Annotated in this window: 18 protein-coding genes; 7 read left to right on the forward strand and 11 right to left on the reverse strand. The window is 74.8% G+C overall.

Annotated features, from left to right (window positions below):
• Window positions 1-42 precede the first annotated feature (42 nt).
• Genes RLT58_RS17200 through RLT58_RS17215 form a run of 4 tightly spaced genes read left to right on the forward strand, consistent with a single transcriptional unit; the run spans window position 43 to window position 7,454 of the window.
• Window positions 43-1,062: an AfsA-related hotdog domain-containing protein gene (locus RLT58_RS17200; RefSeq protein ID WP_311311261.1), complete on the forward strand. Its 1,020-nt coding sequence runs from the start codon at window positions 43-45 to the stop codon at window positions 1,060-1,062.
• A gap of 4 nt (window positions 1,063-1,066) precedes the next feature.
• Window positions 1,067-3,559 (forward strand): AfsR/SARP family transcriptional regulator, encoded by a 2,493-nt coding sequence (locus tag RLT58_RS17205; RefSeq protein ID WP_311311262.1) that lies wholly within the window; start codon window positions 1,067-1,069, stop codon window positions 3,557-3,559.
• Complete coding sequence (locus RLT58_RS17210) at window positions 3,550-5,772, forward strand: ATP-binding protein (RefSeq protein WP_311311263.1); 2,223 nt, start codon at window positions 3,550-3,552, stop codon at window positions 5,770-5,772. The genes RLT58_RS17205 and RLT58_RS17210 overlap by 10 nt, the downstream gene beginning before the upstream one ends.
• Window positions 5,763-7,454 carry an AMP-binding protein gene (locus RLT58_RS17215; RefSeq protein WP_311311264.1) on the forward strand — a complete coding sequence of 564 codons (1,692 nt, stop codon included), beginning with the start codon at window positions 5,763-5,765 and terminating at the stop codon, window positions 7,452-7,454. Before RLT58_RS17210 ends, RLT58_RS17215 begins: the two co-directional genes overlap by 10 nt.
• A 9-nt stretch (window positions 7,455-7,463) precedes the next feature.
• Here RLT58_RS17215 and RLT58_RS17220 read toward each other — a convergent pair whose 3' ends face one another.
• The 3 genes from RLT58_RS17220 to RLT58_RS17230 all read right to left on the reverse strand — a co-directional run bounded on the left by RLT58_RS17220 (window position 7,464) and on the right by RLT58_RS17230 (window position 12,305).
• Window positions 7,464-8,426: a polyprenyl synthetase family protein gene (locus tag RLT58_RS17220; protein ID WP_311311265.1), complete on the reverse strand. Its 963-nt coding sequence runs from the start codon at window positions 8,424-8,426 to the stop codon at window positions 7,464-7,466.
• Between the two features lie 174 nt (window positions 8,427-8,600).
• A complete protein-coding gene (locus RLT58_RS17225; RefSeq protein ID WP_311311266.1) occupies window positions 8,601-11,312 on the reverse strand; it encodes a helix-turn-helix transcriptional regulator in 2,712 nt (903 codons plus the stop codon).
• Between the two features lie 147 nt (window positions 11,313-11,459).
• Window positions 11,460-12,305, reverse strand: coding sequence for a metallophosphoesterase family protein (locus tag RLT58_RS17230; RefSeq protein WP_311311267.1), 846 nt, complete (start codon window positions 12,303-12,305; stop codon window positions 11,460-11,462).
• A gap of 289 nt (window positions 12,306-12,594) precedes the next feature.
• Here RLT58_RS17230 and RLT58_RS17235 point away from each other — a divergent pair, with 289 nt between their 5' ends.
• Window positions 12,595-13,317 carry a 4'-phosphopantetheinyl transferase family protein gene (locus tag RLT58_RS17235; protein ID WP_311311268.1) on the forward strand — a complete coding sequence of 241 codons (723 nt, stop codon included), beginning with the start codon at window positions 12,595-12,597 and terminating at the stop codon, window positions 13,315-13,317.
• 449 nt (window positions 13,318-13,766) lie between these two features.
• Window positions 13,767-14,756, forward strand: coding sequence for a LuxR C-terminal-related transcriptional regulator (locus RLT58_RS17240; RefSeq protein WP_311311269.1), 990 nt, complete (start codon window positions 13,767-13,769; stop codon window positions 14,754-14,756).
• Window positions 14,757-14,803: 47 nt separating this feature from the next.
• Here RLT58_RS17240 and RLT58_RS17245 read toward each other — a convergent pair whose 3' ends face one another.
• From RLT58_RS17245 to RLT58_RS17280, 8 genes are read right to left on the reverse strand one after another with little or no spacing between them, the layout of a single operon-like run.
• Window positions 14,804-15,658, reverse strand: a complete 855-nt coding sequence (locus RLT58_RS17245; protein WP_311311270.1) for a 4'-phosphopantetheinyl transferase family protein — start codon at window positions 15,656-15,658, stop codon at window positions 14,804-14,806.
• Window positions 15,655-15,900 (reverse strand): phosphopantetheine-binding protein, encoded by a 246-nt coding sequence (locus tag RLT58_RS17250; protein ID WP_311311271.1) that lies wholly within the window; start codon window positions 15,898-15,900, stop codon window positions 15,655-15,657. Before RLT58_RS17250 ends, RLT58_RS17245 begins: the two co-directional genes overlap by 4 nt.
• Window positions 15,887-17,788, reverse strand: coding sequence for an HAD-IIIC family phosphatase (locus RLT58_RS17255; protein WP_311311272.1), 1,902 nt, complete (start codon window positions 17,786-17,788; stop codon window positions 15,887-15,889). Before RLT58_RS17255 ends, RLT58_RS17250 begins: the two co-directional genes overlap by 14 nt.
• A 7-nt stretch (window positions 17,789-17,795) precedes the next feature.
• Window positions 17,796-18,812, reverse strand: coding sequence for a 3-oxoacyl-ACP synthase III family protein (locus RLT58_RS17260; protein ID WP_311311273.1), 1,017 nt, complete (start codon window positions 18,810-18,812; stop codon window positions 17,796-17,798).
• Window positions 18,809-21,766 carry a type I polyketide synthase gene (locus RLT58_RS17265; protein ID WP_311311274.1) on the reverse strand — a complete coding sequence of 986 codons (2,958 nt, stop codon included), beginning with the start codon at window positions 21,764-21,766 and terminating at the stop codon, window positions 18,809-18,811. The genes RLT58_RS17260 and RLT58_RS17265 overlap by 4 nt, the downstream gene beginning before the upstream one ends.
• Entirely contained in the window at window positions 21,766-22,098 is a 333-nt protein-coding gene (locus tag RLT58_RS17270; protein WP_311311275.1) for an acyl carrier protein, read from the reverse strand. The genes RLT58_RS17265 and RLT58_RS17270 overlap by 1 nt, the downstream gene beginning before the upstream one ends.
• A 15-nt stretch (window positions 22,099-22,113) precedes the next feature.
• Window positions 22,114-23,880, reverse strand: a complete 1,767-nt coding sequence (locus RLT58_RS17275; RefSeq protein ID WP_311311276.1) for an acyl-CoA dehydrogenase family protein — start codon at window positions 23,878-23,880, stop codon at window positions 22,114-22,116.
• The gene (locus tag RLT58_RS17280) at window positions 23,874-25,694 is read right to left on the reverse strand and encodes a fatty acyl-AMP ligase (RefSeq protein WP_399131641.1); all 1,821 of its coding nucleotides are present in this window, start codon (window positions 25,692-25,694) and stop codon (window positions 23,874-23,876) included. Before RLT58_RS17280 ends, RLT58_RS17275 begins: the two co-directional genes overlap by 7 nt.
• A 146-nt stretch (window positions 25,695-25,840) precedes the next feature.
• On the opposite strand from RLT58_RS17280, the gene RLT58_RS17285 reads away from it, so the two are divergent.
• Window positions 25,841-26,806 (forward strand): ACP S-malonyltransferase, encoded by a 966-nt coding sequence (locus RLT58_RS17285; protein WP_311311278.1) that lies wholly within the window; start codon window positions 25,841-25,843, stop codon window positions 26,804-26,806.
• The last annotated feature ends 10 nt before the right edge of the window (window positions 26,807-26,816 follow it).

Raw genomic sequence — 26,816 nt, forward strand, 5'->3', positions numbered from 1 at the left:
TTGTCAGGCCGCTCCACCATGTGCCGAGAGAAGGAGAGGGACATGACAGTCGACAACCGCACGACCTCGGCTCCCGCCATCCACGGACATGCGACAGCGGTTGCGGGCGCGGGGACCGCCCAGCACCTGATCCACCGTCCGTCCGCGCGGTCCTACTACGCCCTCGATGCGCCCAGCCTCGGTGAGGAGCACTTCACTCTCGTCGGCGAGACGCCCGTCTCCCACCCGCTCCTCAACGACGGCCCGGGCCACTTCCACGACCCCCAGATCGCCACCGGGACCGTCCGCGACATCGGTGAACTCGTCGGCCACCGCTACTTCGGCGTGCCCGAGGACCGTCCCGGCCTCTTCTACCGGTTCGCGCTCGACCTCACCGATCTCTCCGCCTGGCGCACGGACCCCTCGGCCGCCCGGCCCGTGCTCATGGAGACCCGCATCAGGGCCCGGCCCGCGAACGTGGTCGCCGAGGTGCCGCGCGGGCTCGACTTCCATCTCGACGTGCGGATCGACGGACGTCCCTGTGCCGTCGGCTCGGCCGGGATGGTCTTCCTCATGCCGAAGCTGTACCGCAAGCACGTGGCGCACGCCCGGCAGGCCATGCGCGCCGTCCCGGAACTCGACGACGCGCCCGACGCTCCCCCGCGCCCGGCCGGGGCCGGCGAGGTGAGCCGCTACGCCGACGCCAACGTGGTGATCAGCGAGCCCACCGACGCCTCGCGCGGCCGGCTCAGCACCTGGGTCCTCTCGGCGCAGGTCAGCCCCGTGTTCGACGACCCGGACGGGCAGTTCTCGGGGCTGCACCTGCTGGAGGCGCTGCGCCAGACCTCCCTGCTCACGGCGGGCCGGGCGCACGGGCTCGACCCGGCCCGCAGCACCCTCGGGGCCTGCCAGGTGCACTTCCGGGGCCAGGCGGCCCGCGATCTGCCGCTGCGCTGTGTGGCGGTGGCCGGTCCGCTGGACCGGGACGCCGACGGGCGGCCGACGGTGCCCGTCACGCTGACGCTGACGCAGCAGCGGTGGGCGGTCGCGGAGGCCCGCACCTCCGTGGTCCAGGACTACTGAGCGCGTGGACACCGTGCGTTTCGGGATCCTGGGCCCGCTGGAGGTCAGCGGGGGCGTCCCGCAGGCCGCCAAGCTGCGCGGCGTCCTCGGGACGCTGCTGGTCCGGGCGAACGAGGTCGTGTCGGTGGACAGCCTCGTCGACGAGCTGTGGCCGGACGCGCCGCCGCGCACCGCCACGACCACCCTCCAGGTGTACGTGTCCCATCTGCGCAAGTCGCTGCGTACCGCCGATCCCCGGCACGGCGGGGAGGCGCTGGTCACCCGGCGCCCCGGCTATCTGCTGCGGGTCGCGCCGGACGAACTGGACAGCACGGCCTTCGAGGAGCTGTCCCGGCGCGGCCACCAGGCCCTGCTGGAGGCGGACTTCGCCGCCGCCGCCGACCTCCAGCGGCGCGCGCTCGCCCTGTGGCGGGGCCCCCTGCTGTCGGACATCCCGCACGGGCCGCTGCTGGACGGCGCGGCCGTGCGCCTGGCCGAGGCCCGCACCACCGCGCTGGACGAACGCGTCCGGGCCGAACTGCACCTGGGGATGCACCGCGAACTCGTCGCGGAACTGCACGAGCTGGCAGGCGAGTATCCGCTGCGCGAGGAGTTCCACGCCCATCTGATGGTGGCCCTGTACCGGTGCGGGCGGCAGGCGGAGGCGCTGCGGGTGTTCACGCGGCTGCGGCAGACCCTGGTGGAGGAGCTCGGCATCGAACCGGGCCCGCGCTCCCGCAGGCTCCAGCAGCTCGTCCTGGCGGGCGATCCCGAACTGGCCCGGCCCGGCGGATCCGAGCGGCTCACCCCGGGCGCCGGGCCCACCGGCATGGACGCGCTGCCGGCCGCCGACCCCTGGTTCACGGGCCGCGCGGACGAACTCGCCTCGGTGGAACGCCTGCTGCGCGCCGCTTCGGCCTCCGGCGGTGAGCCGGTCGCCGTGACGGGCGGTCCGGGCTCCGGCAAGACGGCGCTGGCGGTCGAGGCCGCGCACCGGGTGGCCGACGCCTTCCCCGGCGGGGTGCACTTCCTGGACCTCGCGGGCGGCGGGCGGCTGCCCCGGCCCGCACCCGCCCGGGACCCGGACCGGCGGGCGCTGCTGGTCGTGGACGGGGTGACCTCCGAGGCCCCGGTCCGGCCGCTGCTGCCGCTGGGCCATGCCGTGCTGCTCACCGCGCGCCGGGTCCCGGCCGGACTTCCGGGGCTCCGCACCGTGTTCCTGGGGCCCTGGCGCCCCGAACCGCGCCGCCTCGTCCGCCTCTTCGACGCGCACGGCGACGACCGCCGCGGCGACCGCGTCGACCCGGACACGGTCACCGACGTCGCCGGGCTCTGCGGATGGCTCCCGCTCGCCGTCCGGGCCGCCGCCGCCCAGCTCGCGGCCCGGCCGCACTGGACCCCGGACACGCTCGCCGCCCGGCTGCGCCCGGAGGACGGCAGGCTGGACGCGCTGCGCACCGGCGACATGGACGTACGGGCCCGGCTCACGGCGGCGTACGAGAGCTGCTGTGCCGAGCGGCGGCGGGATTTGCGGCTGCTGTCCCTGCTGCCGCCGGGCCGCTTCGGCGCAGGCCGGGCGGCCGCCGCGCTCGGCCTCACCGAGTCCGGCGCGCTCGCCGCCCTCGAAGCCCTGGCCGACGACCGGCTGGTGGAGGCGGACCGCGACGGCTGGCGGATCCCTGAACTGCTGCGGCTGCTCGCCGCCGAGCGGCTGGCCGGCGAGGAGCCGCCTCAGACCGTCCGGGCGGCGGCGCGCCGGGTGTGCGAGGCGTACGCGGGGTCCGCCGGGCAGGCCCGCCGTGCGGCGGCCGAGCCGGACGGGCCCGGTCTCGCGCGGCTGGCCCGCACCGCCTACGACGCCGGGCTGTGGGGGCTGGCCGTACGGCTGACGGACGCCCTGGCCGGGGCGGCGCAGCAGGACCCGGCGGCCGAGGAGGCCTGCTACATCCTGGCGCTGGACGCCGCCCGCCGGGGCGCGGACCGCCCGGCGCAGGCCCGGATGCTGCGCTCGCTCGCCGAACTCGCCTGGCGCTACCGGCGGTCGCAGGACGCCCGGGAGCTGTTCGGCCGGGCCCTGGTGCTGGCCCGGGAGTCCGGTGCCCAGGAGGAGGCGGGCCACGCGCTGGTGGGCCTGGCCGAACTGCTGCTGGACGACGGGGCGGCCGACGAGGCGGCCGGACTGCTGGAACCCGCGCTGGCCGCGCTGTCCGCGCCCGGCAGCGCCCGGGGCGGCTACGAGGCGCACCGGGTCCGGGCCCTGGTCGCCCTGGCCCAGGAGGGCCCGGCGGCGGCCCGGGTCTGGTTCGACGCGTGTCTGCGGCTCGCCGGCACGCTCGGCGACCCCCGGCTGGAGCGGTACGCCCGGCGCTCCCTGCGGGCGCTGGAGGCCGGGGCCGGGGACGGGCGGCCGGGATTCGGGGCCGTGGAGATACGGCCCGGGCTCTGGCGGATCCATCAGGGCGGCCCCTTCACCGGGGCCGCCGCTCCTCGTCCTGTGTACGGAGAACCATGTCGGTAACGCTCGGCCCGGACACGGCACTCATCGGCAGGGAGCGCGAGGCCGCCGCGCTGCGGGAGCGGCTGACGCTCTCCCCGGTGCGGCTGCTGACGCTCACCGGGCGGGCCGGGGTGGGCAAGACCCGGCTGGCCCGTGAGGTCGTACGGAAGCTCGGCGACGCGTTCGAGCGGGTGGAGGCGGTGGACGCGGCGGAGGCGGCCGGTGCCGGGCCGGACGCACTGCCGGCGCTCGTCCGGAAGCTCACCGGGGGCGGCGGCGGAGGACGCGTCCTGCTACTGCTCGACGGCTGCGACCACGAGGCGCGCGCGGCCGCCGCCGGGGCCGCCGTCTCCCTCGCCGAGGACGCGCGCGTGGTGGTGCTGGCCACCGCCGTGGAACCGCTCGGGGTGTACGGGGAGCAGCTGCTGCCCCTGGCGCCGCTGCCCGTGCCCGGCGAGGACACCGACGAGGCACCGCACGACGTGGCCTCGGTGGCGCTGTTCGTGCGCCGGGCCCGGGACGCCGACCCGTCGTTCGCGCTGACCCTGGAGAACAGCGCGGCCGTCACCGAGATCTGCGCGCTGCTCGGCGGTCTGCCGCTCGCCCTCGAACTCGCCGCGCGGCGGCTGCGGTTGCTGCCCCCGCATCTGCTGGCCGCCCGGCTGCGCGGCAGCACGACGGTCCTGGCGGGCGGTCCGGTCGACGCGCCCGCCCGGCACCGCTCGCTCGGCGCGCTCGCCGAGTGGAGCTGCCGGGGCCTGGACCCCGGGGCGCGTGCCCTGCTGGGGCGGCTGGCGGTGTACGAGCCGGGCTTCGGGCTGGCCGCCGCCGGGCTCACCGACGAGGAGGGGATCGAACCGCTGCTGGACCGGGGGCTGCTCGCCGCGGTCGGGCAGGAGCAGGGCGAACTGCGGCTGGCCGTGCCCGAACCCGTACGGTCCCACGCCCTCGGCGGGCCGGCCGGCGACGGCGCGGACGCGGAGCGCGACGCGCATGCGGAGCGCTACCGCCGGCTGGTGGCCGCAGCCCTGCCCGGGCTCGCGGGGACCGGCCAGGACCGGCTGCTGCGGGAGTCGGCGGCGGAGAGCGCCAATGTGCTCGCGGCCCTGCGGCGGCTGCACGAGCGGGGCGACGGCGAGGCAGCCACCGCGCTGGTGCTGGGCTGCCGGCTGCCCTGGCTGACGCAGGGCCGGCTGCGGGAGGGCCTGGAGTGGTGCGACGCCGTGGCCGAGGGGCGGGGGCAGCAGCTCCCGGAGGCGCTGCGGGCCCGGCTGGCCGATCAGTCCGGGGTGTTCGCGCTCGCGCTGGGTGACCCGCAGGAGGCCGTGCGCCGGCACCGGCAGGCGCTCGCGCTCGGCAAGAGCGTGGGGGACCGCCGGCAGAACGCGCTCGCCTCCGTCGGCCTGGGCGCGGCCCTGCTGCGGTCCGGCGACGCCCCGGGGGCGCGGAGCGTGCTGGTCACCGCGTTCGGCGCGCTGTCCGCGATGGGCGTCACCGGCGGCACCGCCGAGGCGGCGGTCGCGCTCGCCGCCGCCCTGCACGCCGAGGGCGACCGCCGCAAGGCGCTGGAGACACTGGAGCGGGCCGAGGAGACCTTCCGCCGGATCCGGGACGGACGCGGGCTCGCCGGCGCGCTGCGGGCCGGGGCGGCGATGGCGCTGGAGGGCGAGGAGCCGGACCGGGCCGAGGCCGCGCTGCGGGAGGCGCTGCGGCTGTACGAGGCCATCGACGAGCGGACCGAACTCCCGGGCGCCCTGGAGGAGTTCGCGCTGCTGCTGCTCCGCACCCAGCCCGCGCAGCGGCCTCGTGCCGTACGGCTGCTGGCGGCGGCGGACGTCCTGCGCCGGCGGACCGGCGCCGAGGTCCCGCAGGAGTGGCGCTCGAAGGCGGAGCGGGCCCGTACGGAACTGGGCTCGCGGCTGGACTGGCCCGACTTCGCCACCGCATGGGCCGAGGGGGTGCGGATGTCCGCGCCGACGGCGGTGGCCGAGGCGCTGTCGGCGTCCGCGCCCTCGCGGCGCCCGGCAGGCGGGGCGGCGGCCGGGGCGCAGTCCCTCACCCCGCGCCAGGCCCAGGTGGCACTGCTCGTGGCGGAGGGGCTGACCAACCGGCACATCGCGGCCCGGCTGGACATCTCGGAGTGGACCGTGGTCAACCATGTCCGCCAGGTGATGCGGCGGCTCGGCTGCACTTCGCGGGTGCAGGTCGCCGGGGCGGTGGGGCGATGGGCCTGACCCACGGCACGGGGACGGCCGAGCGCCGGGTGACGGCGCTGGCCGCACCCGTCCCCGTCGTCGAGCGGTTCCGGGCGGCCGGCTGGTGGCGCGAGGAGACCTTCCTCGACGACCTCTACCGCACGGCGGCCTGCGCACCGGAGCGGCCGGCCATCGTCTCGGAGCGGGTGCTGCGCCCGCCCGGCCGGAGCCGGGTGACCGTGACCTACGGCCGGCTCGCCCTGTACGTGGACCGGTTCGCGGGTGCGCTGGCCTCGCTCGGGGTGGCCCCGGGCGATCCGGTGGCCTACCAGCTGCCGAACTGGTGGGAGACGACGGCCCTCACCCTGGCCTGCCTGCGGGCGGGGGCGGTCGCGGTGCCCGTCCTGCCGACCGTGCGGGCCCATGGGCTGCGCCGGATCCTGGACGGGACGCGGGCCCGGGTGTGCGTGGTGCCGGACGTCTGGGAGGGCTTCGCGCATGCGGAGGCGCTGGCGGAACTCGCCCCGGAGCTGCCGTGGTTGCGCCACCGCGTGGTGCTGGGTGACGCGGCGGCGACCGGGGCGGTCGACTTCGGGGAGCACTTCGCGCGCACCCCGCACGAGCGGACCGCGGCCGGCCGGCGCGGCAGAGGGCCCGCCGGGCAGGCGGACCGGCCGGCCCTGCTGATCAGCGTGATGGGGCTGCGGGACTCCTACACCTCGGTGCTGCACTCCCCCGACACGCTGTACGCCAACATCTCCGCCCAGGACCATCCGCAGGGTCCGGGGCAGCGGCCCGGCGAGGTGTTCCTCAGCACTCTGCCGCTGACCTCGCTGGCTTCGCTGATCTACTCCGTGTGCTGGCCGCTGGCGGTCGGCGGGACCGGTGTCCATCTGGACGTCTGGGACCCGGGCCGGTGCCTCGACCTGATGGCGGAGGCGGGGGTCGACCAGGTCTACGCGGAACCGGCGTACTTCGCGGAACTGCTCACCGTCCAGCGGCAGCGGCCCCGGGAGCTGGAGCGGCTGCGGCTGGTCCTCTCGGGCGGGCGCACCAGCACGCCGGAGCCGCTCGCGGCCGAACTGCGGGAGGTGTTCGGGGTGCCGGTGCTGTCCGCGTGGGGGGCGCCCGAGCTGGGCATGGGCGCCCTCTCGGCCTCCGGGGGCGCCCGGCTGCTGCGCGGTCTGGAGGTGTCCGCCGAGGACGGCTCGGCCGCCGCCCCGCTGCGGGTGCGCGGGCCGTCCGTGGCCCTGGCGACCTGGCGGCACGGCTCCCCGGCCCCGGTGTCGACCTGGGAGGACGGGGACGGCTGGCTGGACACCGGTGACCTGGCGACGGCGGACCCCGGCGGCGGGCTCCGGGTGCTGGCCAGGGCGGGGACCCGGACCGGGGCGATCTTCATGGTCCCGGTCGCCGAGGTGGAGGAGGGCCTGCTCACGCACCCCCGGGTGGGGGAGGCGGCGGTGGTCGCCTACACCGATCCGGAGCACGGGGAGCTGCCGTGCGCGGTGGTGGTGCCGGTGGCCTGGGACCGGCCGCCGGGCCCGGCCGAGCTGCGTGAGCACCTGACCTCGCTGGGCGTTGCAGAAGCGTTTCTGCCCACGCGTCTGGAGATCGTCGGCGCACTGCCCCGCGACGAGCACGGCCGGCTCCGCCGCGCCGCCCTGCGCAGCTGGCTGCTCCGCCTCCACCCCGGCACCCCGCGCCCGGCCCCGGAGTAGCGCGCGGCCTCACTGCTCGCAGCCGGCCACCCGGCGGGCGAAGGCGGTGAGTTCGGTGCGCCAGCCGGGGGTGACGAGCGCGGCTGCCACCGCCGCGTCGGCCCGTTCGAGCAGCCCGGCGATGGTCTCCTCGGCGGTTTCCCGGGCCCGTGCGTCGAAGAAGATGTCCCGCAGGAACTGGGCATCGCCGTCGAAGCCGGGTCCGCCGCGCAGGAACCCCCGGATCCGCCAGGCCCCGTGCAGGGCGCGGGCGTACTCCTCGTACGTCTCGCGCAGGTCGTCCCGGCCCGCGAGCGCGGCCCCGATCAGCAGGGCGTGGCGCAGCCCGTACCAGCCCGCGCCGCAGCCGCTGCCGCAGCCGTCGAGGCACTGGCCGGGCCAGGCGTCGTCGAGGTACTCGGTCGCGGCGGCCGCCTCCGCGTGCGCCCCGATGGCCCGCTCGGTGCGCAGCCCGTCCCACAACTGCCAGGCGTCGTACGGCAGCCGGGCCGCGAAGCGGTCCCCGTACGCGAGGGCGAGATCGCCCGCGAGGACCGCGGTGCCCTCGCCGAAGCGGCGGGACTCCCCGCTCCAGCCGTTGCGCTCGTGCTCGGCGGCGTGGCTGATGTGCAGGGTGGGGATGCCGCGGCGCAGGGTCGCGTTGTTCCTGACGTCGTCCCGGATCATCAGGCAGGTGTCGAGGAGTTCGAGCGCGACGGACGCGGCCACCACGTCCTCGCCCGCCGGGTCGCCGCCGGCCGCGAGATACCCGGTGAGGCAGATGACCGGGTGGGCCCGCTCGGCTCCGGCCTGCACCAGCTCCGCCACGCCCGCCACCAGCACGGCGCTGCGTGGATCGGCCGTGCGGCGGCTGCGGCCCTCGTCGGCGAGCAGCCGGGCGAGACGCTCCTCGACCCGGTCGAGCATGGCGTCGCGCACCTGGCCGGGCGTCGCCGCGCTCCCCGGCTGGTCGTGCGTGGGTGTGGTGGTCATGGTGCCCTCCCTGGTGGGCTACGGCCTCAGGACCGACCTTCCAGGACCCGCCGGGCGCGAACCACCTCGGCGGACCGGCGGCGCGGGACGCGGCAAAGGAGGGGATTTGGGGCACCAGTTGCCTGCCATGGCCGGGCGGGACCGGCCGGGGCTTGCCATGACCTTGCCATGGGCTCAGATGAACTCGGCGACCCCCAGGTGGAAGTCGACCGGGAGGGCCTGGCGGCCCGGGATCTCCAGCTTGCGGTAGACGCGGGTGAGGTGCTGCTCCACCGTGCTCACCGTGATGTACAGCTTCTGCGCGATCTCCCGGTTGGTGTGGCCGTGCACGGCCAGCAGCGCGACCCGCTTCTCCGACTCGCTGAGGCTCGCCACGAGATCGGCCTGCGGGGCCCCCGCCGCCGCGGCCGCCTCAGGGGCCTCGCCGGTGTGGCCGGGCAGGATCGTCACGCACAGCGCATCGGCCCCGCACTCCTTCGCCACGTGCCAGGCCCTGCGGTTGACCATGGCCGCCCGCGCGGGTTCGCCCAGGACCCGCAGGACCTGGCCGAAGTCGCCCATCGCCCGCGCCAGTTCGTACTGGTCGCCGGAGCGGTGCAGGTCGTCCACCGCCTTGGTGAGCATCGCCTGCCGCTCCTTCGGCTCGCGCAGGGACGCCCGCAGCCGCAGCGACATCCCGCGCACCCAGGGGTCGTTGGCGTCCCGGGTGGTGAGCTGGTCGGCGAGGAAGCGGTCGGCCTGATGGGTCTCACCCAGCCGGAACAGCGCCTCCGCCGCGTCCGCCCGCCACGGCAGCACCCTCGGCCGGTCCAGACCCCACCGCTTCATATGGCGGCCGATGTCGAGGAAGTCCCCGAGGGCCGCGTGGAAGCGGCTGGTCGCCAGGGCGTAGTGCCCCCGGGCCCGCAGATACGCCAGACCGTGGATGCTGCCCGTGAGCTGGGCGGGGACCGGGCGGCTCAGGACGGCGGCCGCCGCCTCGGGCCGGCCCATCGCGGTGTACGCCCGCACCAGGGTCGCGGTGACGGCGCACAGCTGGACGCCGCCCCGGGCGGGCGCCGCGCACAGGGCGGACTCGGCCGTGGCGACCGCGCCGGTGAGATCGCCCAGCCGCAGCCGGGCCTCGGCCAGCAGCCCGGCGAAGGCGGTCTGCCAGCCGGTGGCGCGGCGCGCCGCCGCCTGGTCCGCGAACGCCTCGCACCAGGGCAGCGCCCGCTCGGCACCGTCCAGGTACAGCAGGGTGCGCAGGGCCTGCACGGTCGGCTCCACCATGCCCTCGGCCAGGGTGGCCCCGCGCAGGAAGAGTTCGGCGGCCTGCGCGGCGGCCCCCTCCTCCGCCTCGGCGGGCAGCGCCCACAGCGCGGCGGGGTGGACGGCCCCGCGCACGGCGCGGCCCACCGGGTGCCCGCCGGGCTCGACGGGCGCGCAGCGGCGGCCGGTGGCCCCCCACTGCGGGAACGCCGAGAGGCCGTCGAGCGGGTCGTCGCCGGGGATGTCCCCGTGCCGGCGCTCGGCGCCGGGGTGGCGGCCCTCGCCGGCCGCGAGCCGTTCCAGCACCTCGGTCGACTCGTCGATGCGGCCCTGCGCGGCCAGGGCCCGGGCGAGCGGTCCCAGCGCGCGCGGCTCCAGCCGGCCGGCGGCGAGGGCGGCCAGCGGTTCGGCCAGCCGGCGTTCGGCGGCGGCCGGGTCGGTGCGCCCGGTGACGACGCTGAGCCGGACGCTCACCTCGGCGCGGCAGGTCTCGTCCGGGCACCCCTCGCGGGCGAACCGCAGCAGGGCGGTGGCCTCGTCGAGCGCGCCGTCGGCCGCGTGCTGGTCGGCCGCCGAGCGCAGGACGGGCAGGGCCCAGTCCTCGTCGGTGTGGTGTGCGGCGAGGAGCTGGGCCGCGACGGTGGTGTCGGGGGCGCCGTGGGCCCGGGCCAGCAGGGCGGCCTCCCGGTGCAGCGCCCGGCGGGCGTCCGGCTCCATCCCTTCGAGCACGGCGTCCCGCGCGGCCGGGTGGCAGAAGCCCCCGCCGGGCCCGGCGGTGAGCAGGCCGGCGGCGGCGAGGGCGGTGAGCGCCCGGGCGGCGGCGGTCTCCGTGGCACCGGAGAGCCGGGCCGTGAAGGAGGCCGTGGCCAGGGAGTCGAGTACGGCGATGGCCCCGGTCAGCTCCCCGGTGGCCGGTCCGCAGCGGTGCAGACAGGCGCGTACGGCCTGGGCATAGGCCTCCCCGGGCCGGGCCGCCGGGTCCTGGAGCAGGGCCCGGAGCAGCAGCGGATTGCCGCCGCTCGCCCGGTGCAGCCGGGCGGTCTCGCCCTCGGGGCGCTCGGGCAGCATCGCCCGGACCGCCTCGTGCGTGAAGCGCTCCAGCCGCAGCCGTACGAAGTGGGGCAGCCGCAGCAGTTCGGTGCGCAGCAGCGGGTCGTCCCCGTGCTCGTGGACGGACTCGGTGACCACGAGCAGCACCTTGGCCTGCCGGGTGCCCCGGGTGAGGTGCAGCAGATAGCGGCCGGAGAGCTCGTCGACGTGGTGCAGGTCGTCCACGCAGATGACCACCGGTGCGGTGGTGCTCAGCTCGCGCACGGCCGAGGCGAACTCCCGCATGGCTCCGACCCGGCCCGCCTCGGCGGGCGAGGACGGGAGCGCCGGCAGCGCACCGGCCGGGGCGTCGGCGGTCAGCTGGCGCAGCACTCCGAGCGGGTGCCGCCTTTCGTCGGCGGTGCCCATACCGCGCAGCACGAGAGCGCCGCGTTTCTCCGCATTCACGGCGACGGTCTCCAGGAATTCACTCTTCCCGCAGCCGACCGCACCCTCGACAAGAATTAATCCGGAATTCCCTTCTCCGCAGCCTTCGATCAGCTTTTCCAGAAGAGAGACTTCCTCCGCCCGACGGAACAAAACCATGCCATCCCCCCGTACCGACTTTCCGCGCGTTCGAAGAGAAAAGGGAACGCGAATCGGATTCAGGACCGATCGAGCTGTGCGTGAGAAACGGTCCAGGATCACTCTAGAGGCCGGGATCCGGTCCTCCCGGTGGCCGGAAGCTGCCAGTCAGCAATCCCCGGCGGCGGCCGGGAAGATGCGGCGCGGGGCGACCGTGGCGCGCCCCTGGTGGCGCCGCTCGCGCGGGTAGCCGACGGAGACCTCCTCGAAGCGCACACCGTCGTACCACGTGGTGCGCGGGATGTGCAGATGGCCGTAGACGACCGCGGCGGCCCGGAAGCGGGTGTGCCAGTCGGCGGTGAGCTCGGTCCCGCACCACTGGGCGAACTCGGGGTGCCGCAGGATCCGGGTGGGCGTGCGGACCAGCGGGAAGTGGTTGACCAGCACGGTGCGCAGCTCGGGGTCGCAGGCCGCCAGGCGCTCTTCGGTGGCGGCGACCCTGGCCCGGCACCAGGCCTCGCGCGAGGGGTAGGGGTCGGGGTGCAGCAGGAACTCGTCGGTGCACACGACGCCGGCCTCGTAGGCCTGTTCCAGCGCCTGCTCCCGGGTGGCGGCGGTGGGTGTGCGGAAGGTGTAGTCGTACAGCAGGAAGAGCGGGGCCACGACCAGCGGGCCACCCGGTCCCGACCAGACGGGGTACGGGTCCTCCGGGGTGTGCACGCCGTACGACCGACAGATTTCGACCAATCGCCGGTAGCGCGCGTCTCCACGCAGGGGCACGGGATCTTCGCGAAGAGTCCACAGATCATGGTTTCCCGGCGCCCAGATCACGGTGGCATAACGCCGCGTCAGCAAATCGAGCACCCACCGCAGATCGTCGGGCGACTCCCCTACGTCACCGGCCACGATCAGCCAGTCGGCGGGACTGTCGGGATACAGCTCCGCCACGATCCGGCGGTTCTCCGGGAATGCGACGTGGAGGTCGCTGATGCCCATGAGGTTTCCGTGCGCCATTCACCCAGGCTGGACGGGCCGCCGGGCGGCGAACACCCCTCCCGGACCCCTCAGTTGGCGGCGGCTCCGGGCCCCCGGACATGACAAGGAGATGGCAAGGCCCGCCGCGGCCGGTGGCAGGGCGCACCCCGGCGGGGCGGGGAGCGTGCGGCGGATGGCAGCGGGCTGGGAGAAACCGCGGGCGGGACGGGCCGGAACGGCCGTGCGGCCCTGTCTTCGCTGGCCGGGACGGTGGGGGCGGCGCGAGCGTGGGAGACGTCCACCCGACGCCCCGACCTGAAGGACTGCCGTGCTCACCCAGCTCCTGCCTTCGAACGTCGCCACCGCCGAGGCCACCGCCGACCCGGCCGATGTGTTCCTCTTCCCGGAGGAGGAGTCCCTGATCCGCAATGCCGTCGCCAAGCGCCGGCTGGAGTTCGGCACGGTGCGGTGGTGCGCCCGGCGCGCGATGGGGGCGCTGGGGGTGGCACCGGCCCCGGTGCTGCCGGGCCGGCGCGGGGTCCCGCAGTGGGCGCCCTCGGTGGTGGGGTCGATGACGCACTGCGCGGGATTCCGCGGGGTGGCGCTCGCCCGGACGCGGGACTTCCTCGCGGTGGGGATCGACGCGGAACCAAACGCTCCGCTCGCGGCCGGCGTACTGGAGTCGATCGCCCTGCCGCAGGAGCTGCGCCGGACCCGTGAACTGGCCTGGTCGGCCCCGGAGATCGCCTGGGACCGGCTGCTGTTCAGCATCAAGGAGTCGGTCTACAAGACCTGGTTCCCGCTGACCGGCCAGGAGCTGGACTTCACCGACGCGCTGGTGAGCGTGGACGCCGCGCAGGAGACCTTCCACGCCCGGCTGATCCCGGGGCCCGAAGGGCTCTCCCCGGCGGGGCCCACGGTGTTCAGCGGCCGCTGGTCCGCGCGCGACGGGGTGCTGCTGAGCGCCATCGCGGTGCCCGCCCGGCGGCCGGCGCCCGCCCCCGTACACAGCGATGCCCCCCGCCTGTCCGGCGCGGGGAGCATGGGCTGAGTCCGTGGAGAACCGATGGGAAGGTCAGTCCCAGCGGTCGTCGTTGGGTCTGTCCTGACCTGTCCGGACGAGCAGCCCGTTCGCCGCCGACACCCCCGTGCCGGATCCCGCGGACGTCCCGTGCAGCGCCAGGCCCGACATGAACTGCCCCCCAATTACGGCCAGAAGTGCACCCACAACCAAAGTCAAGCGGACCAGAGATATTTTGCCATAACTTGCCATTGCGACTCCCCTCGGTCGACGAATGAGCCTTACCTCTGCTATCTCCATCACCCGAAATCTCCGGCTTTGGCGGCCCCGGGTGACGGGAATAGACTCTCGGATAGCGATCATTCGCGCCAAGGCCTGCACGTTGGCGTAAAGTTACGTGGCAGCAATTACACCGATCAGTGGGGGCTGTCGTGTTCCAAGGGGAGTACGCAGATTCGGGCTTTGCCGAACTGGACGACGTGAGCGCTGCGGCATACGGACTGGCCGTCGAGTGCGGCCGCTTCGATCGGGAGCGGATTGCCAAGGACCTGTCGCTCTCGCACGACGAGATCGCCCGTGTCGAGAGCGTGCTGTCCGGTGTCCGGCTGCTCCAGTCGGTGCCCGGACACTCCCACCAGTTGACCCCCGTCACCCCCGACGCGGCGGCCGCGTCCCTGGTGGGACCGGCCGAGCGGCAGATCCGCGACCTCCAGCAGGCGGTCACCGAGGTCCGCGCCAAGCTGATGTCGCTGACCCCCCTCTACTTCGAGGGCCGGCGGGTCCGCAATCACCTCGAGGCGTTCGACGTCATCAGCGATCCGTCCCGTATTCAGGCCCTGCTCGACCACCTGGGCCAGAACTGCAAGAGCGAGCTGATCACCGTTCAGCCGGGGGGCGCGCGGCGGGCGGACATCCTCGCGGACGCCCGGGAAAGCGCCCTGTCGATTCTCGGCCGGGGTGTCCGGATCCGGACCATCTATCAGCACACCGCGCGCAACGACCTGCCCACCCGGTCGTACGTCCGCGATGTCACGGTGCAGGGCGCGGAGGTCCGTACCGCCGACGAAGTCATCGACCGGCTGATCATCTACGACAGGGAGGTGGCCTTCCTCCCGGAGCGTTCCGCGCAGGCCGGCAGCACCCCGGGCGCCGCGGTCGTGCGCGAGCCCACGCTCGTGGCGTTCCTGTGCTCCGTCTTCGAGTACCTGTGGGAGGGCGCGTCCCCGTACGTCGTGGAGTCCCAGCGGCCCCCCGCCTCCACGGACGAGCTGAAGTGGTCGATCATCCGGCTGATGACCAAGGGCTACAAGGACGAGATGGTCGCCCGCAGGCTCGGCATGTCCGTGCGCACCTGCCGGCGCCACATCGCGGAGATCACCGAGCAGTTGGAGGCCACCAGCCGCTTCCAGGCGGGGTACAACGCGGCGCGCCAGGAGATGCTGCCCGACGACACGACGCAGTCCTTCTGACTCCGGCACCGGCCCGCGCCGCACGGGCCGCATCCGCCGCACGGGCCTCACGGGTCGGTGTCCGAGTCGAGGGCCTCGGTGATCGCGTCCACGCAGTCCTGGTCGAGCATCGTGGTGACATGGGCGTCCTGGAGCCTGCCGAACCCCGCGTCGTACACCGCCGCGCTGACCACATAGCCGTCGGCCACGGGGAACGTACGGAAGGTCCACTCCTCACCCGTGCCCGCCGTGCCGTCCGGGCGCTGCACCCGGACGGGCCGGCCGTCCGGGCCGAAGCCGAACTCGGTGAAGCGGAACTGCATGCCCTGCCCGATCGCCTTGCTGTACGCCTCCTTGAGCGTCCACAGCCGCACCAGGGCGCCGTTGCGCTCCTTCTCCGGCATGCCGGAGAGCAGGACCGCCTCGTACGGGGTGCAGATGTGCCGGACGAGTCCGCCGCCGTACATGTCGCGGTCGGCGCGCTCGGCGTCCACCCCGATCAGCCCGCAGGTGGTCAGCCCGACGAGCAAGAGGTCCTCGGTGTGGCTGAGGCTGATGTCGATCTGGTCGCAGCCGCGCAGGTACGGGCGCCCGGTCGGGCCGTACGCCAGCTCCAGATCGGCCGGTTCACTGGCGAGCACGGCCCCGGCGGCGTGCTTGAGGAGCATCCGCGAGGCGACGTAACGGCCGCGCACATCGGCGTGGGTGAGGTCGAGATAGCGCGTCCAGTCGCGTCCCAGCAGCTCGCGCAGACCGTCACCGGACGGCACCTCAGGCTCCAGGTCCTTGAGCCAGGCGTAGGCCAGCGCGCTCCCGTGGGTGGCGAGGTCCTCTCTGACTCTGTCCCACGAATCCCCTCCGGGAACCACGGCGACGGGCTCACCGAGCGGTGAACCGAGCGTGACGCTGCCCGGGGCGGTCATCCGTACTCCTTCACAAGGGTGTGAATGTCCCGGAGGCTCCGCGCCTCCAGCAGACGGTGCACCGGTACGCGGTGGCCGGACTCCTCCAGGAGGGCCACCAGCCGGAGCAGATTCAGCGAGTCCCAGCCGGGCAGGTCCGCGAGCGCGGTGTCCGCTCCGGCGGGCCCCTCGACATCCAGGCCGAGATCGTCGCCCACGGTCCGCAGGAACGCGTCCGGGCCGTCGGGATCAACGGGGCTCATCGGGCCGCCTTCCGGACTCGGTGACGCGGACATGGGCCGGGATGTCCGGGAGCACCGTCAGGTCGTGGTGGAACTCGACGGCTGCTCCGTCCCCGTCCGCCTCCCGGTCCGGGAGATCACGGGCGACGAACCCGCAGGACGGGTAGAAGTCCCTGGCCCGGTGGTTGCGTACGGTGGGTACGTAGCGGGCGCTCACTGTGTTCAGTCCGAGGCGCCGGGCCCTACTCAACAGTACGGCGAGGAAGGCCTGTTCGATGCCACGACCGAGCACCCGGCAGCTCAGCCACAGGTTGTCCAGGTGCCAGCGCCCCTCGTCCGCGGTGAGCAGCGCGGCCCCGGTCAGCCCGTTGTCACCGAACCGGTCCCCGCTGCGGGCCGCCAGCAGCAGGCGCCCCGGGTCGGCGGCCAGCGCACTCAGCACGGCCTCGGGGTGACCGCCCCCGGCCAGGTTGAACTGGTTGGTCCGCAGGGTCAGCTGGGAGATCCGGGCGAATTCGTGCGGGCGGGGCGGGCCGACCTCCAGGCGCAGGTCCAGGGCCCGCAGGAACTCCTCCTGCGAGCCCGCGCCGGCGTGCAGCTCCCGACGCTCCCGTCGGGCCCGGTACTCACCGGTCCTGGCCCGGTCCTCCTCGGTCAGGCTCATCGTGTCGAACCAGCCGTCCGCCAGCAGCCGCGCCACATGCGTCGCGGGGTCCTCGCCGAGCGGGACGACGGCGACCCCGGGCAGGCCGTGGCGCACCTGGGCGCGCTCGGCCGGTGAGTCGTCGGCGAAGACGAGGGCGTCGGTGCCCAGGTCCAGCTGCCGGGCGATGTCCGCGAGATTTCCGTCCTTGGGTTCCCAGTTGGCCCGGACGGCGACGAAGTCCCTTTCCCGCAGGACGAAATCGGGGTGGTCCGCGAGCACCCGTTCCACCGGCTCCTGGTCGTTCTTGCTGCTCACGGCGAGCAGCACGCCCTGGGATGCGAGCTGTTTCACGCACTTCTGGAAGGCGCCGAAGGCCTCCCCGCGCAGGGTGCCGGCCGCGGCGATGCCGTCGGGGCCGTCCTCGCCCAGCACGCCGTCCCACAGGGTGTGGTCGAGGTCGAGCACCAGGCACTTGCGGGTCGCGCCGCGCAGGGCGCGGGCGAGATGGCCGACCTCGCGGGCGTAGCGGGCGAGGAGGTCCGCGCCGAGCCGCACCTTGGCGTACCGGGCCAGCCGGTCGTCGGTGACCGGCCCGCCCTCACCGATCAGCGGCTCCAGGTCGATCACCACCAGGGCGGGGAACCGCTCGGTGAGCCGCAGCAGCCGGGCGTTGAACTCACGCCATACCGCGCCCAGCCGGGCCCGCGAGCGGTGGTCGACGAGCTGGTGGAGGGCGGTCCGGGGCAGCGGCAGGGTGTTGAGCACCAGGGTGCCGGGAGCCGCGCCGGCCAGCGCGGCGCACCGGGCGAGCACGTCCCGCGCCGCCTCCGCCACGTCCTCGGGCCGCCACACCCCGGGCACCTGGGCGAACAGCGTTTCGGCGTCCAGCAGGCACAGGGTGAGGTCGGGGGCGGCCCGGTGGAGTTCCCCCCCGGGGTCGGTCAGGTCGCGCAGATACGTGCCGTGCTCGCCGAGCACCGCGTGCAGGAGCATGCCGTGGCGGGCCAGTTCGCCCCGGAGCGGGTCGAGCACCTGGCCCACCGTGGACTGGCCGGTGACGGCCACCGTGACGACCGGGATCGCCGGGTGGTGGGTCAGCACGGCGGCGCGGTCGACGCCGCCGAGCAGCCGGCCGGCGGCCGCCGCGTCCGGCGCCCCGCCGTCCGCCTCCTCCTGCGCGAGCACCCCCGCGACCCGGTCGTACGCCTTCTCCAGCAGACCTCTGCCGCGCAGGTCGCGCAGCCGGTCCAGGGCCGTGGTCATCCGTGCCTCACACCTTCTCCAGGGCGAACCCGGCTCTGATCCACCGGCTGGACTCCACACACAGGCCGAGCGCCCGCTCCCCCACCGAGAACCGGGGCAGCAGCCGGTCGAGCTGGAGGAACGGCAGGGCGTTGCCCGTGTTGCCGGTGTCGGCGACACAGGAGATCTGCTGGGCGGCGCCGGCCGGCAGCCGTTCCACGATCCGCGCGGTCATCCGCTCAGAGAGCTGGGGCGGCAGCAGGAAGCCGACGTCGTCGAGCCCCCAGCCGAGGCCGCCGAGCAGCTCCCACAGGATCTCCGCCGCGATCGGGGGCACCTGCTCCTCGATCGCCTTGTAGTCCTCCGCGAGCATCGGCCGGTCCGAGTCCCGGTCGGTCGTGCCGTACCAGTCGATGAGCTGGCCGGGCGCCCGGCCGCGCCCGGTCCAGGAGTTCAGCACCGCCCGGACGGCGATCCGCTCGCCCTCCGGTTCGTCGGTGAGGACGGCGGCCCCGGCCCCGTCCCCGAACAGCACGTAGTTGACCAGCTCCTCGGTGGGGATGCGGGCCGCGTCCCGGCGGGGCGAGAGGAAGCGGTGCGTGACGTCGCCCCCGATGATCAGCCCGGCCCGGCGGCCGCCGAGGACCAGGCTGCGGCCGAGGTCGAGCGCCTGGACGGCGCCGGAACAGCCCGCCTGGAGCTGGTAGACGGGCAGATGGTCGAGGCCGAGCCGGTCGGCGACATCGGTCGCGGTGGTCGGCAGGAGGGTGTCGGGGGTGGCGGTCGCGAGCACCAGGAACTCGATGTCCGCGAGGTCCAGCCCGGAGGCGCGGACGGCCTGCGCCGCGGCCTCGGCGCACAGATCGGCGAGGGAGCCGCGGACCTCGCCGGTGACCGGGTCCCAGCCGAAGTGCCGGGTCCTGGTGCCGACGAAGAGGTCGATCCACTCCTTGCCGACGCCCAGCATCGCGCCGAGCGCGGTGTTGTCCACCGGGTCGCCGGGCAGCGCGGTGCCGGTCGCGGCGATATGGACGGCGGCCGTCATGCCGACCTCGCCATGATGACGCCGTCGAGGAACTCGGCGAGGGAGCCGACCGACCGCAGCGCGGGCAGCAGCTGCTGGACCGACACCTCGCCGACGCGCGGAAGCCGGGCCTCCACACGGTTCTTGAGCTGCATGATCATCACGGAGTCGAAACCGAGGTCCTCGTGGAAGCGGGCCTCGCGCACCACCCGCTCCGTGGGATAGCCGCCGACCTCGGTGACGGCCTCGACCACGGCGAGCAGCACCGGGTCGCCCGTGCCGGGGGCGGGCACGTCGCGTACGACGGGGACCTCGGGCGCTTCGGGGACCGGGGAGGCCTCGGCCGCCGCCGGCGCCGTGACCGGGGGCGTCGGGGGCCGGTCCCAGTAGCGCTGGGCGGTCGAGAAGACGTACGGACCGAGCGGTTCCGTCCGCCGGTCCTGCGGTGCGTACAGCTCGTCCCAGTGCGGGTCGAGTCCGCAGCGGTGCAGGGCGGCGACCACCTCGGCCAGCTCCCGGCCGGTGCCCTCGGGGCCCGGCGCCGGATGCAGGAGTTCGGCGCCGCCCACGCGCCCGCCGCGCACGGCGAGCTGTGTGAGCTGGGGCTGCGGCCCGATCTCGATCAGATGCGTGGGTGCGATGTCACGGACGAGCGCCCCCATCGCGGTGTCGAACAGCACGGGTTCCTCGATCTGGCCGGCCCAGTAGCCGGCGTCCAGGGGCTCGTCGCGCAGCATCCGGCCGTACCGGGCGGAGGCCACCGGCAGCGCGGGCGGCGCCCACCGCACGGGGGCGGCGCGCAGCCCGGCGGCGGCCGGGGACATCAGGGGCGAGTGGAAGGCGTGGGCCGAGGCCAGTTCACGGGTACGGATGCCGAGCCCGGCCAGCTCCTTGCCGACCCGGGCCAGCGCGTCCAGCGGTCCGGAGAGCACGGTGTCCGCGGGCCCGTTGAGTGCGGCGGCCACCACCTCCGGCTCCGCCGCCAGGACCGGGGCCAGCTCGTCGGCCCCGGCGGCGGCGGTGAACATGCCGCCCCCGAAGGGCAGCGCGGCCGTCAGCCGGGCGCGCCGGACCACCAGCCCGGCCGCCTCGTCCAGGCCGAGGGCGCCGGCGGTGACGGCGGCGGCGTACTCGCCCAGGCTGTGGCCGAGCACGGCGGCCGGGGTGACGCCCAGCGACGTCAGGGTCCCGGCCAGCGCGCAGCCGACGGCGAACAGCGCCGGCTGAACGGCCTCGGGCCGCCGCGCCGGGTCCTCGCCGCCGAGGATCATCTCCCGCACGGAGGAGCCGAGATGCACGGCGAGCGCCGCGTCCGCCGCGTCGAGGTGGCGCCGGTAGAGAGGGGACTCGCGGTACAGCCCCGCCGTCATGCCGGGGAACTCGCTGCCCTGCCCGGTGAAGAGGAATGCCACCACGGGCCGGCCCCAGGGGCGGTCGGTGGGCGCCGCCGCCTCCGGTGACACGGGCGTCCGCAGCGTGACCGCCCGGCGCAGCTCCGCCACCAGCTCGCCGGTGTCGCGCGCGGTGACCGCGAACCGGTGCGGCAGACCGGTCTTGACCCGGTTGCTGCTCCAGCACAGCGCGGCCGCCCCGCCCTTGGGCCGGGCGGCGAGGACGTCGGCCTGCGCGGCGAGGTTGCGGCGCAGCGCCTCGGGGGTGTCGGCGCTGACCGTGAACACCCCGACGGCCCCGGCGTCGTCACGGGTCCGGGCGGAGGCGGCCGAAGTGGTCCGGGGGGCGCTGGCGAGGACGGCGTGCGCGTTCGTCCCGCCCATGCCGAAGCTGCTGACCCCCGCGAGGTTCTCGCCGCGCGGCAGCCGGGCGGCCGACTTCAGCAGCCGCAGACCGCGCTCGCCCAGCCGCAGCCGGGAGTTCTCCCGGTCGGCGAAGAGGCTCGCGGGGACGATGCGGTGGTGCAGGGCCAGCGCGGTCTTGATGAACCCGGCGATGCCGGCCGCGCCCTCGGTGTGGCCCAGGTTGCCCTTGACGGAGCCGATCGCGCAGGGGCTCTCGCGCGGGACGCCGTGCACCGAGCCGAGGGCCGCGCACTCGATGGCGTCCCCGAGCACGGTCCCCGTCCCGTGGGCCTCCACGAAGGCGACCCGGTCGGGGGTGACACCGGCGCGCCGGTAGGCCGACTTCAGGACGCGCTCCTGCGACCAGCGGTTGGGCGCGATCATCCCGTTGCTGCGGCCGTCCTGGCTGACGGCGCTGCCGCGCAGCACGGCGTAGATCCGCTGACCGTCCGCGAGCGCGTCGTCCAGGCGGCGCAGCACCACCAGGCCGACGCCGTCGCTGCGGCCGATCCCGTCGGCGTCCGCGCTGAACGGTTTGCAGCGGCCGTCGGCGGCGGCGAGGCCGAGCTGTCCGTAGACCAGGCCCAGCGACGGCGACAGCACGATGTTGACCCCGCCGGCCAGCGCGGTGTCGCACTCCCCGGCGAGCAGCGAGTTGGCCGCGAGGTGCACGGCGACCAGCGAGGAGGAGCAGGCGGTGTCGACGGCGAGGCTCGGCCCGGTGAAGTCGAAGTGGTACGAGATCCGGTTGGCGGCCATGCCGGCGCTGCTGCCGGCGCCGAGCAGCGGGGTGACCCTGGCCAGGTCGCTCATGGTCAGTCGGCCCCACTCGCCGCCCATCACCCCGATGAACACCCCGGTCTCGGTGCCCGCGAGGGCCCCGGGCGCCCGGCCGGAGTCCTCCAGGGCCCGCCAGGCGCAGGGCAGCAGCAGCCGGTGGTGCGGGTCCATCGCCGCGGCCTCGCGCGGGGTGACGGAGAAGAAGTCGCTGTCGAAGACATCGGCGTCGTCGAGGAAACCGCCGCTGTCGCCGACGGCCGGGAAGTCCCGCGCCTCCCAGCGCTGTCCGGGCACGGGGCCGATGCCGGCCCGGCCGCCCATCAGCAGGTCCCAGTACGCCCGCACGCCCGCCGCTCCGGGAAACGCACAGTCGATCCCGACGACGGCGATGCCGCCCATCAGTGCCGGCCCTGCGCGGGGGCCGGGTCCGCGGTGGTGCCCGCGGGCGCGTCCGGCAGTACGGCCGTCAGATGGCGCACGAGGCTCGCGACCGTCGGGAAGTCCCACAGCAGGGTCGGCTCGACCTCCAGGCCGAACTCCTCCTCCAGGTCCCCGCACAGGCTGAGCGCGGCCACCGAGTCCATGCCGTACTCGGCGAGCGGCACGGTGGGGTCGATGGTCTCGGGCGCCCGTCGCAGATAGAGCGAGAGGCGGGCCGACAGCCATGCGTACACGCCGTCGGCCTTCGCGGTGTCGGCGGCCACGGCGTGCCGGCCGGTGGGAATGGTCATGGCGGACTCCTTCGGTCAACCCGGAATCGGGGTCGAGTAGAGGTCGTAGCTGGTCCGGGTGGAGAAGCGGAGCTGGACCTCGTGCCGGATGCGGGTCTCGCACTCCGCCGGGAGGTCGGTGACGCGGGTGCCGAGCCGCAGGCAGATGCGGTGCAGCGCGGCGGCCGCCCAGGACGGGTCGGCCAGGAACGGGTCGGAGCCGTAGCGGGCCTGGTCCCACACACCGAGCACGGCGGCCCCGGCGAGCAGCAGGGTGTAGCGGTCCATCAGGGCGAACCGCGCGGGCTGCGCGCCGGTGGCCGGGCCCGCCGCCTCCAGCCGGAGCACCCGGCCCCGCACATCGCGGAACTCCTCGACGAGCAGCCCCGCCAGCGTGCGCAGGGCGCGCTCCACGGGGCCGTGGCCGTCGATCCGTGCGGCGACCCCGAGCATCGAGGCGCTCAGCGCGTCCCGTCCGCAGGCCAGCGCGAGGCGCTCGGTGCGCAGCGGCGGCACGTCCCCGTCCAGCCGGAAGAGACCGGCGGGCGCCTCGTCCTCGACGAACCAGGAGCGCCGGGCGAGCCGGGGCATCTGCGGGATGACAGTGGCCTGGCAGGCGACGGTCCCGGCATGGCCGAGGCTGAGCACGGGCACGTCCCTGACGTGCTTCTGGAAGATACCGAGGGTGCCCTCGCGGGTGTAGAAGTCCGAGCCGAGCACGATGGACAGGTCGTACATGGTCTCGCTCAGGACGCGCGGCATCAGGTACTTGAGCGCCGCCGAGTAGACGCTCGTCTCGGCGGGCAGCAGGTGCAGGGCGCGGGTGGCGACGACCGCGAGCGCGTCGTAGAGCAGCAGGCTGACGAAGGCGTTGGTGAGGGCCGCGCCGGTGCGGCTGCCGTCGGTCCCCCGGCCCTGCCAGCCGCCGGACTGCTCCCGGTCGATGCGGACGGCGGTGCGCAGGCTGGTGTCGAGGGCGGCGACGGCGGTCGCGGCGATCACGGTCCGGCTGATCTGGAAGGAGCGCAGCGCGGTCTCGATGCCGCTGCCCTCGGGGCCCAGCAGCGCGGAGGCGGGCACCGGACAGTCGTCGAACTCCACCCCGGCGAACCGGCAGCCGCGCAGCCCGACCGGCGTCCGGCGGGCGGTGACGGCGGCGCGGGCGTCCGTGAGCTGTCCGGGCTCCAGCAGCAGCACGGAGTGGCTGCGGCTGCCGGGCGCCGGGTCCGTACGGCAGAACAGGACGAGCGCGCCGGCCCGTTCGAGGTTGTTGACCATCGGCTTGCCGCCGCTGATCAGATAGCCGTCGCCGCCGCGGCGCGCGGTGACCTGGCTGCGTACGTAGTCGTTGCTGTGCGCGGTCTCGTGCTGGGCGATGGCCGCCTTGCCGCCCGCGCGCAACAGCCCGGCCAGCCAGTTCCGCTGCCGGGTGCTGCCCGCCGCCCAGACGTCGGATGCGGCCATGAACGTGGTCATGCCGTGCCCGATGGCCAGGCCCACGTCCCGGCGCATGACCGGGCGCATGACCCTGACCAGGGTGTCCATCGCGTCGAGCCGGCCGCCCAGCGACCGGGGCACGTACTCGTCGACGATCCCGAACGCGTCGAGCAGCGCCTCGCCCTCGGCGAAGGGCACCGCCGCCCGGTCGGCCTGGAGCAGCGCGGTGTAGCCGGCCGGGTTGGCCGGGTCCGACGGGTCGCCGAGCAGCGCCTCCAGCTCCGCCACCCGGGCCCGGACGGCACTCTCGCGCCGCCGTGCGCCGGCGGTGGCCTCCGGCCGCTCGCCGAGCAGGGTCGTCACCACCGCCTTCCTCCGTCGGCTCCTTCCGGCCGCAGCAGGTCGCCTCCGAACAGCACGTCCTCGGCACGGGCCAGCGCCCATACGTCGGGGGTGAGCACCTCGTACTCGCCGCGCACCACACCGTCGAGGAAGAGCTTGCGCATCAGGGTGCGCTGGACCTTGCCGCTGCTGGTGCGGCGGACGGTGCCGGGGCGCACCAGCAGGACGTTGCCCGCCGGGATCTCGAACTCCTGGCCGATCAGGGCCTGGATCTTCTGGGCGACCGTCCGCAGCTCGGTGCTGCCGACCCCGCGCACCTCCTGGACCAGGACCAGGTGCTCGCGCCCGGCGTCCACAGAGAACGCGGCGCCCGCGCCGAAGGTCAGGGCGGGGCTGACGGTGCGCGCGGCCCACTCGACGTCCTGCGGGTAGACGTTGCGGCCGTTGATGATGATGACTTCCTTGAGCCGCCCGGTGACGAACAGCTCCCCGTCCACCAGCATGCCCAGGTCGCCGGTGCGCAGGAAGTTGCTCTCCTCGTCGTTGAGGCTGGCGCGGAAGGTCCGTACGGTCTCGGTCGGGCGCCGCCAGTAGCCGCGCGCCACGCTGTAGCCGCGCAGCCAGATCTCACCGACGGCGCCGGGCGCCAGCTCGTGGTGGGTCAGCGGGTCGACGATGCGCACCTCCATGTCCACGGGGGCGCCGCAGCCCACGAGGGTCTGGTGGCGCGCCTCCGTGACGGCTCCGGCGACCCGGTCGTGCTCCAGCTCCGTCCTGTCGAAGACCTTGCGCGTGTACGGGGTGCCGGGGGTGCCGCCGGAGACGACCAGGGTGGCCTCGGCCAGCCCGTAGCAGGGGCGCAGGGCCTCGGGGCGGAACCCGGCGGGGGCGAACCGCTCGGCGAAGGCGTCCAGGCTCTCGGCGCGCACCGGCTCGGCGCCGTTGAGGGCGAGGCGCCAGCGGGACAGGTCGAGCGAGGCGATCTGGTCGTCCTTGACCCGGTGCACGCACAGGTCGTAGCAGAAGTTGGGGCCGCCGCCGACGGTGACGCCGTACTCGTCGATGGCCCGCAGCCAGCGCAGCGGGCGCTTGACGAAGGACAGCGGGGTGACCTGCACGCTGTGGCTGCCGAGGAAGACCGGGTGCAGCAAGTGGGCGACCAGGCCCATGTCGTGGAAGTAGGGCAGCCAGCTGCCGAAGACGTCCTCGCGGGTGGTGCCCAGCAGCGTGCGCAGGCCGGCCTGGTTGGCGAGGAGGTTGCGGTGCGAGACCGTCACCCCGCGCGGTTCGGAGACCGAGCCGGAGGTGTACTGGAGGAAGACGAGGTCGTCGGGGCGGGCCGCGACGGGCTGCCAGCCGTCGGCGTCACCGATCTCCGCGACATCGGTGGCCAGGCACTCGGCGTTCGTACCGGAGTTGCGGGCGAGCCACAGCGCGACCTCGGGCGCGGCGGAGGTCTCGGTGAGCACCACCTCGGCGCCGGTGTCCTTGAGGACCGCGGTGGTGCGGTTGAGCCGCTTGTCGCGGCCGGCCTCGCCCGGCAGCGGTACGGGGACCGCGACGGCCCCCGCGTACAGGCAGCCGGCGAAGGCCTTGAGGAACTCCACCGTCGAGGAGTAGGCGAGCAGCACGGGCCGACCGGCCGCCCCGTACCCCTGGAGGCAGGCGGCGATGCGTCTCGCCTCCCGGTCGAGCTCTCCGTAGGTGAGGTGCTCGGCCACGACTCCGCCGGCGGTGTCGCGGAGGAAGATGTGCACGTCCTCGTCGGCGAGTTCGGCCGTCCGGGCGCGGAGCAGTTCGGTGAAGGTGGCGAAGCGTGCATCTGACATCCGCGGCATCCCCTCGCGTCTGCGGGCCCGTGGATGGTGCGGCCCTTGTTTCCCGCCGATCCTCCGCAAGCGCCCTTGCGGTTCGCTTGCGCGGGCCGCCGACTCAGGGGGCGGCAGGGGTGCTCGCGGGCCGGGGGACGCGCCAGGCTCGGTCCATGAACACTCACACCGAATCCGGGAGTGCGCCGAGGACGGCGATCGTCTTTCCCGGGATGCAGCCGACGGCCTTCTCCGAGGTCGCCCGATTCATGCTGGTCAACCCGCACGCGCGCGAGCTGTACGCGATCGCCGACGAGACCCTGGGATACCGGCTGGCCGACCGCTACCGGCAGACCGAGGGCGACTACTCCGTGTACGGGCAGATCTCCTTCGTGGTGAACTGCCTGGCCCTGGCGCGCTGGGCCGGTGAGCGGCTGGAGATCCGGCCCTCGTACGTGACGGGCCCGAGCTTCGGCGCCCGGGCCGCCGCCGTCCACGCCGGGGTGCTCGACTTCGCGGACGCCGTGCGGATGACCGCCCGCCTGGCCGGCACGATGGAGGAGTACTTCGCGCGCGAACACCCCGCGCTGGTCACCCAGTCCATCGCCCGGGTGCCGCAGGACAAGGTCGAGCTGCTGCGCGGGGAGCTGGCGGAGCGCGGCGAGTGGAGCGACATCTCCTGTGTCGTCGACCACGACTTCACGATGCTCACCGTGCACGAATCGGTCCTGGACTGGCTCCAGCGGCGCATCCGCTCGCTCGGCGGGATGTCCATGTACACGATGAAGCCGCCCATGCACTCGCACCTGTTCGGCGGGCTGCGCGACCGGGTCGCCGAGGAGATCTTCGACGGGCTCACCTGGTCCGAGCCGGCGCTGCCGCTGATCGCGGACCAGGACGGCCGGACCGTGACCACCGGGGCCGGGGTGCGCGACATGCTCCTGGACGGCTTCGTCCGCACGGTCCAGTGGCCCTCGGTGGTCGCCGCGCTCCAGGAGGCGGGCGTCGGCCGGCTGCATGTCTCCGGCGCGGACGGGCTGTTCACCCGGGTCGCGTGCACCACCCGCGCCTTCGAGGTGGTGCCGGTGACGCCGAGGTCGGCGATGCGCCCGGTACGGCGGAGGCTGCCGGTGGCCGCCTGACACGGCCGCC

This window comes from Streptomyces sp. ITFR-16 (genome assembly GCF_031844705.1).
In the GTDB taxonomy this organism is placed as follows: Bacteria; Actinomycetota; Actinomycetes; order Streptomycetales; family Streptomycetaceae; genus Streptomyces.

What these genes read in the sequence shown, in the direction of transcription:
- RLT58_RS17220 (WP_311311265.1), bottom strand. Translation starts at nt 8,426, where the DNA reads ATGACCACCACACCCACGCACGACCAGCCGGGGAGCGCGGCGACGCCC.
- RLT58_RS17260 (WP_311311273.1), bottom strand. Translation starts at nt 18,812, where the DNA reads ATGACGGCCGCCGTCCATATCGCCGCGACCGGCACCGCGCTGCCCGGC.
- RLT58_RS17270 (WP_311311275.1), bottom strand. Translation starts at nt 22,098, where the DNA reads ATGACCATTCCCACCGGCCGGCACGCCGTGGCCGCCGACACCGCGAAG.
- RLT58_RS17250 (WP_311311271.1), bottom strand. Translation starts at nt 15,900, where the DNA reads ATGAGCCCCGTTGATCCCGACGGCCCGGACGCGTTCCTGCGGACCGTG.
- RLT58_RS17215 (WP_311311264.1), top strand. Translation starts at nt 5,763, where the DNA reads ATGGGCCTGACCCACGGCACGGGGACGGCCGAGCGCCGGGTGACGGCG.
- RLT58_RS17225 (WP_311311266.1), bottom strand. Translation starts at nt 11,312, where the DNA reads ATGGTTTTGTTCCGTCGGGCGGAGGAAGTCTCTCTTCTGGAAAAGCTG.
- RLT58_RS17210 (WP_311311263.1), top strand. Translation starts at nt 3,550, where the DNA reads ATGTCGGTAACGCTCGGCCCGGACACGGCACTCATCGGCAGGGAGCGC.
- RLT58_RS17245 (WP_311311270.1), bottom strand. Translation starts at nt 15,658, where the DNA reads ATGACCGCCCCGGGCAGCGTCACGCTCGGTTCACCGCTCGGTGAGCCC.
- RLT58_RS17230 (WP_311311267.1), bottom strand. Translation starts at nt 12,305, where the DNA reads ATGGCGCACGGAAACCTCATGGGCATCAGCGACCTCCACGTCGCATTC.
- RLT58_RS17285 (WP_311311278.1), top strand. Translation starts at nt 25,841, where the DNA reads ATGAACACTCACACCGAATCCGGGAGTGCGCCGAGGACGGCGATCGTC.
- RLT58_RS17200 (WP_311311261.1), top strand. Translation starts at nt 43, where the DNA reads ATGACAGTCGACAACCGCACGACCTCGGCTCCCGCCATCCACGGACAT.
- RLT58_RS17280 (WP_399131641.1), bottom strand. Translation starts at nt 25,694, where the DNA reads ATGCCGCGGATGTCAGATGCACGCTTCGCCACCTTCACCGAACTGCTC.
- RLT58_RS17255 (WP_311311272.1), bottom strand. Translation starts at nt 17,788, where the DNA reads ATGACCACGGCCCTGGACCGGCTGCGCGACCTGCGCGGCAGAGGTCTG.
- RLT58_RS17265 (WP_311311274.1), bottom strand. Translation starts at nt 21,766, where the DNA reads ATGGGCGGCATCGCCGTCGTCGGGATCGACTGTGCGTTTCCCGGAGCG.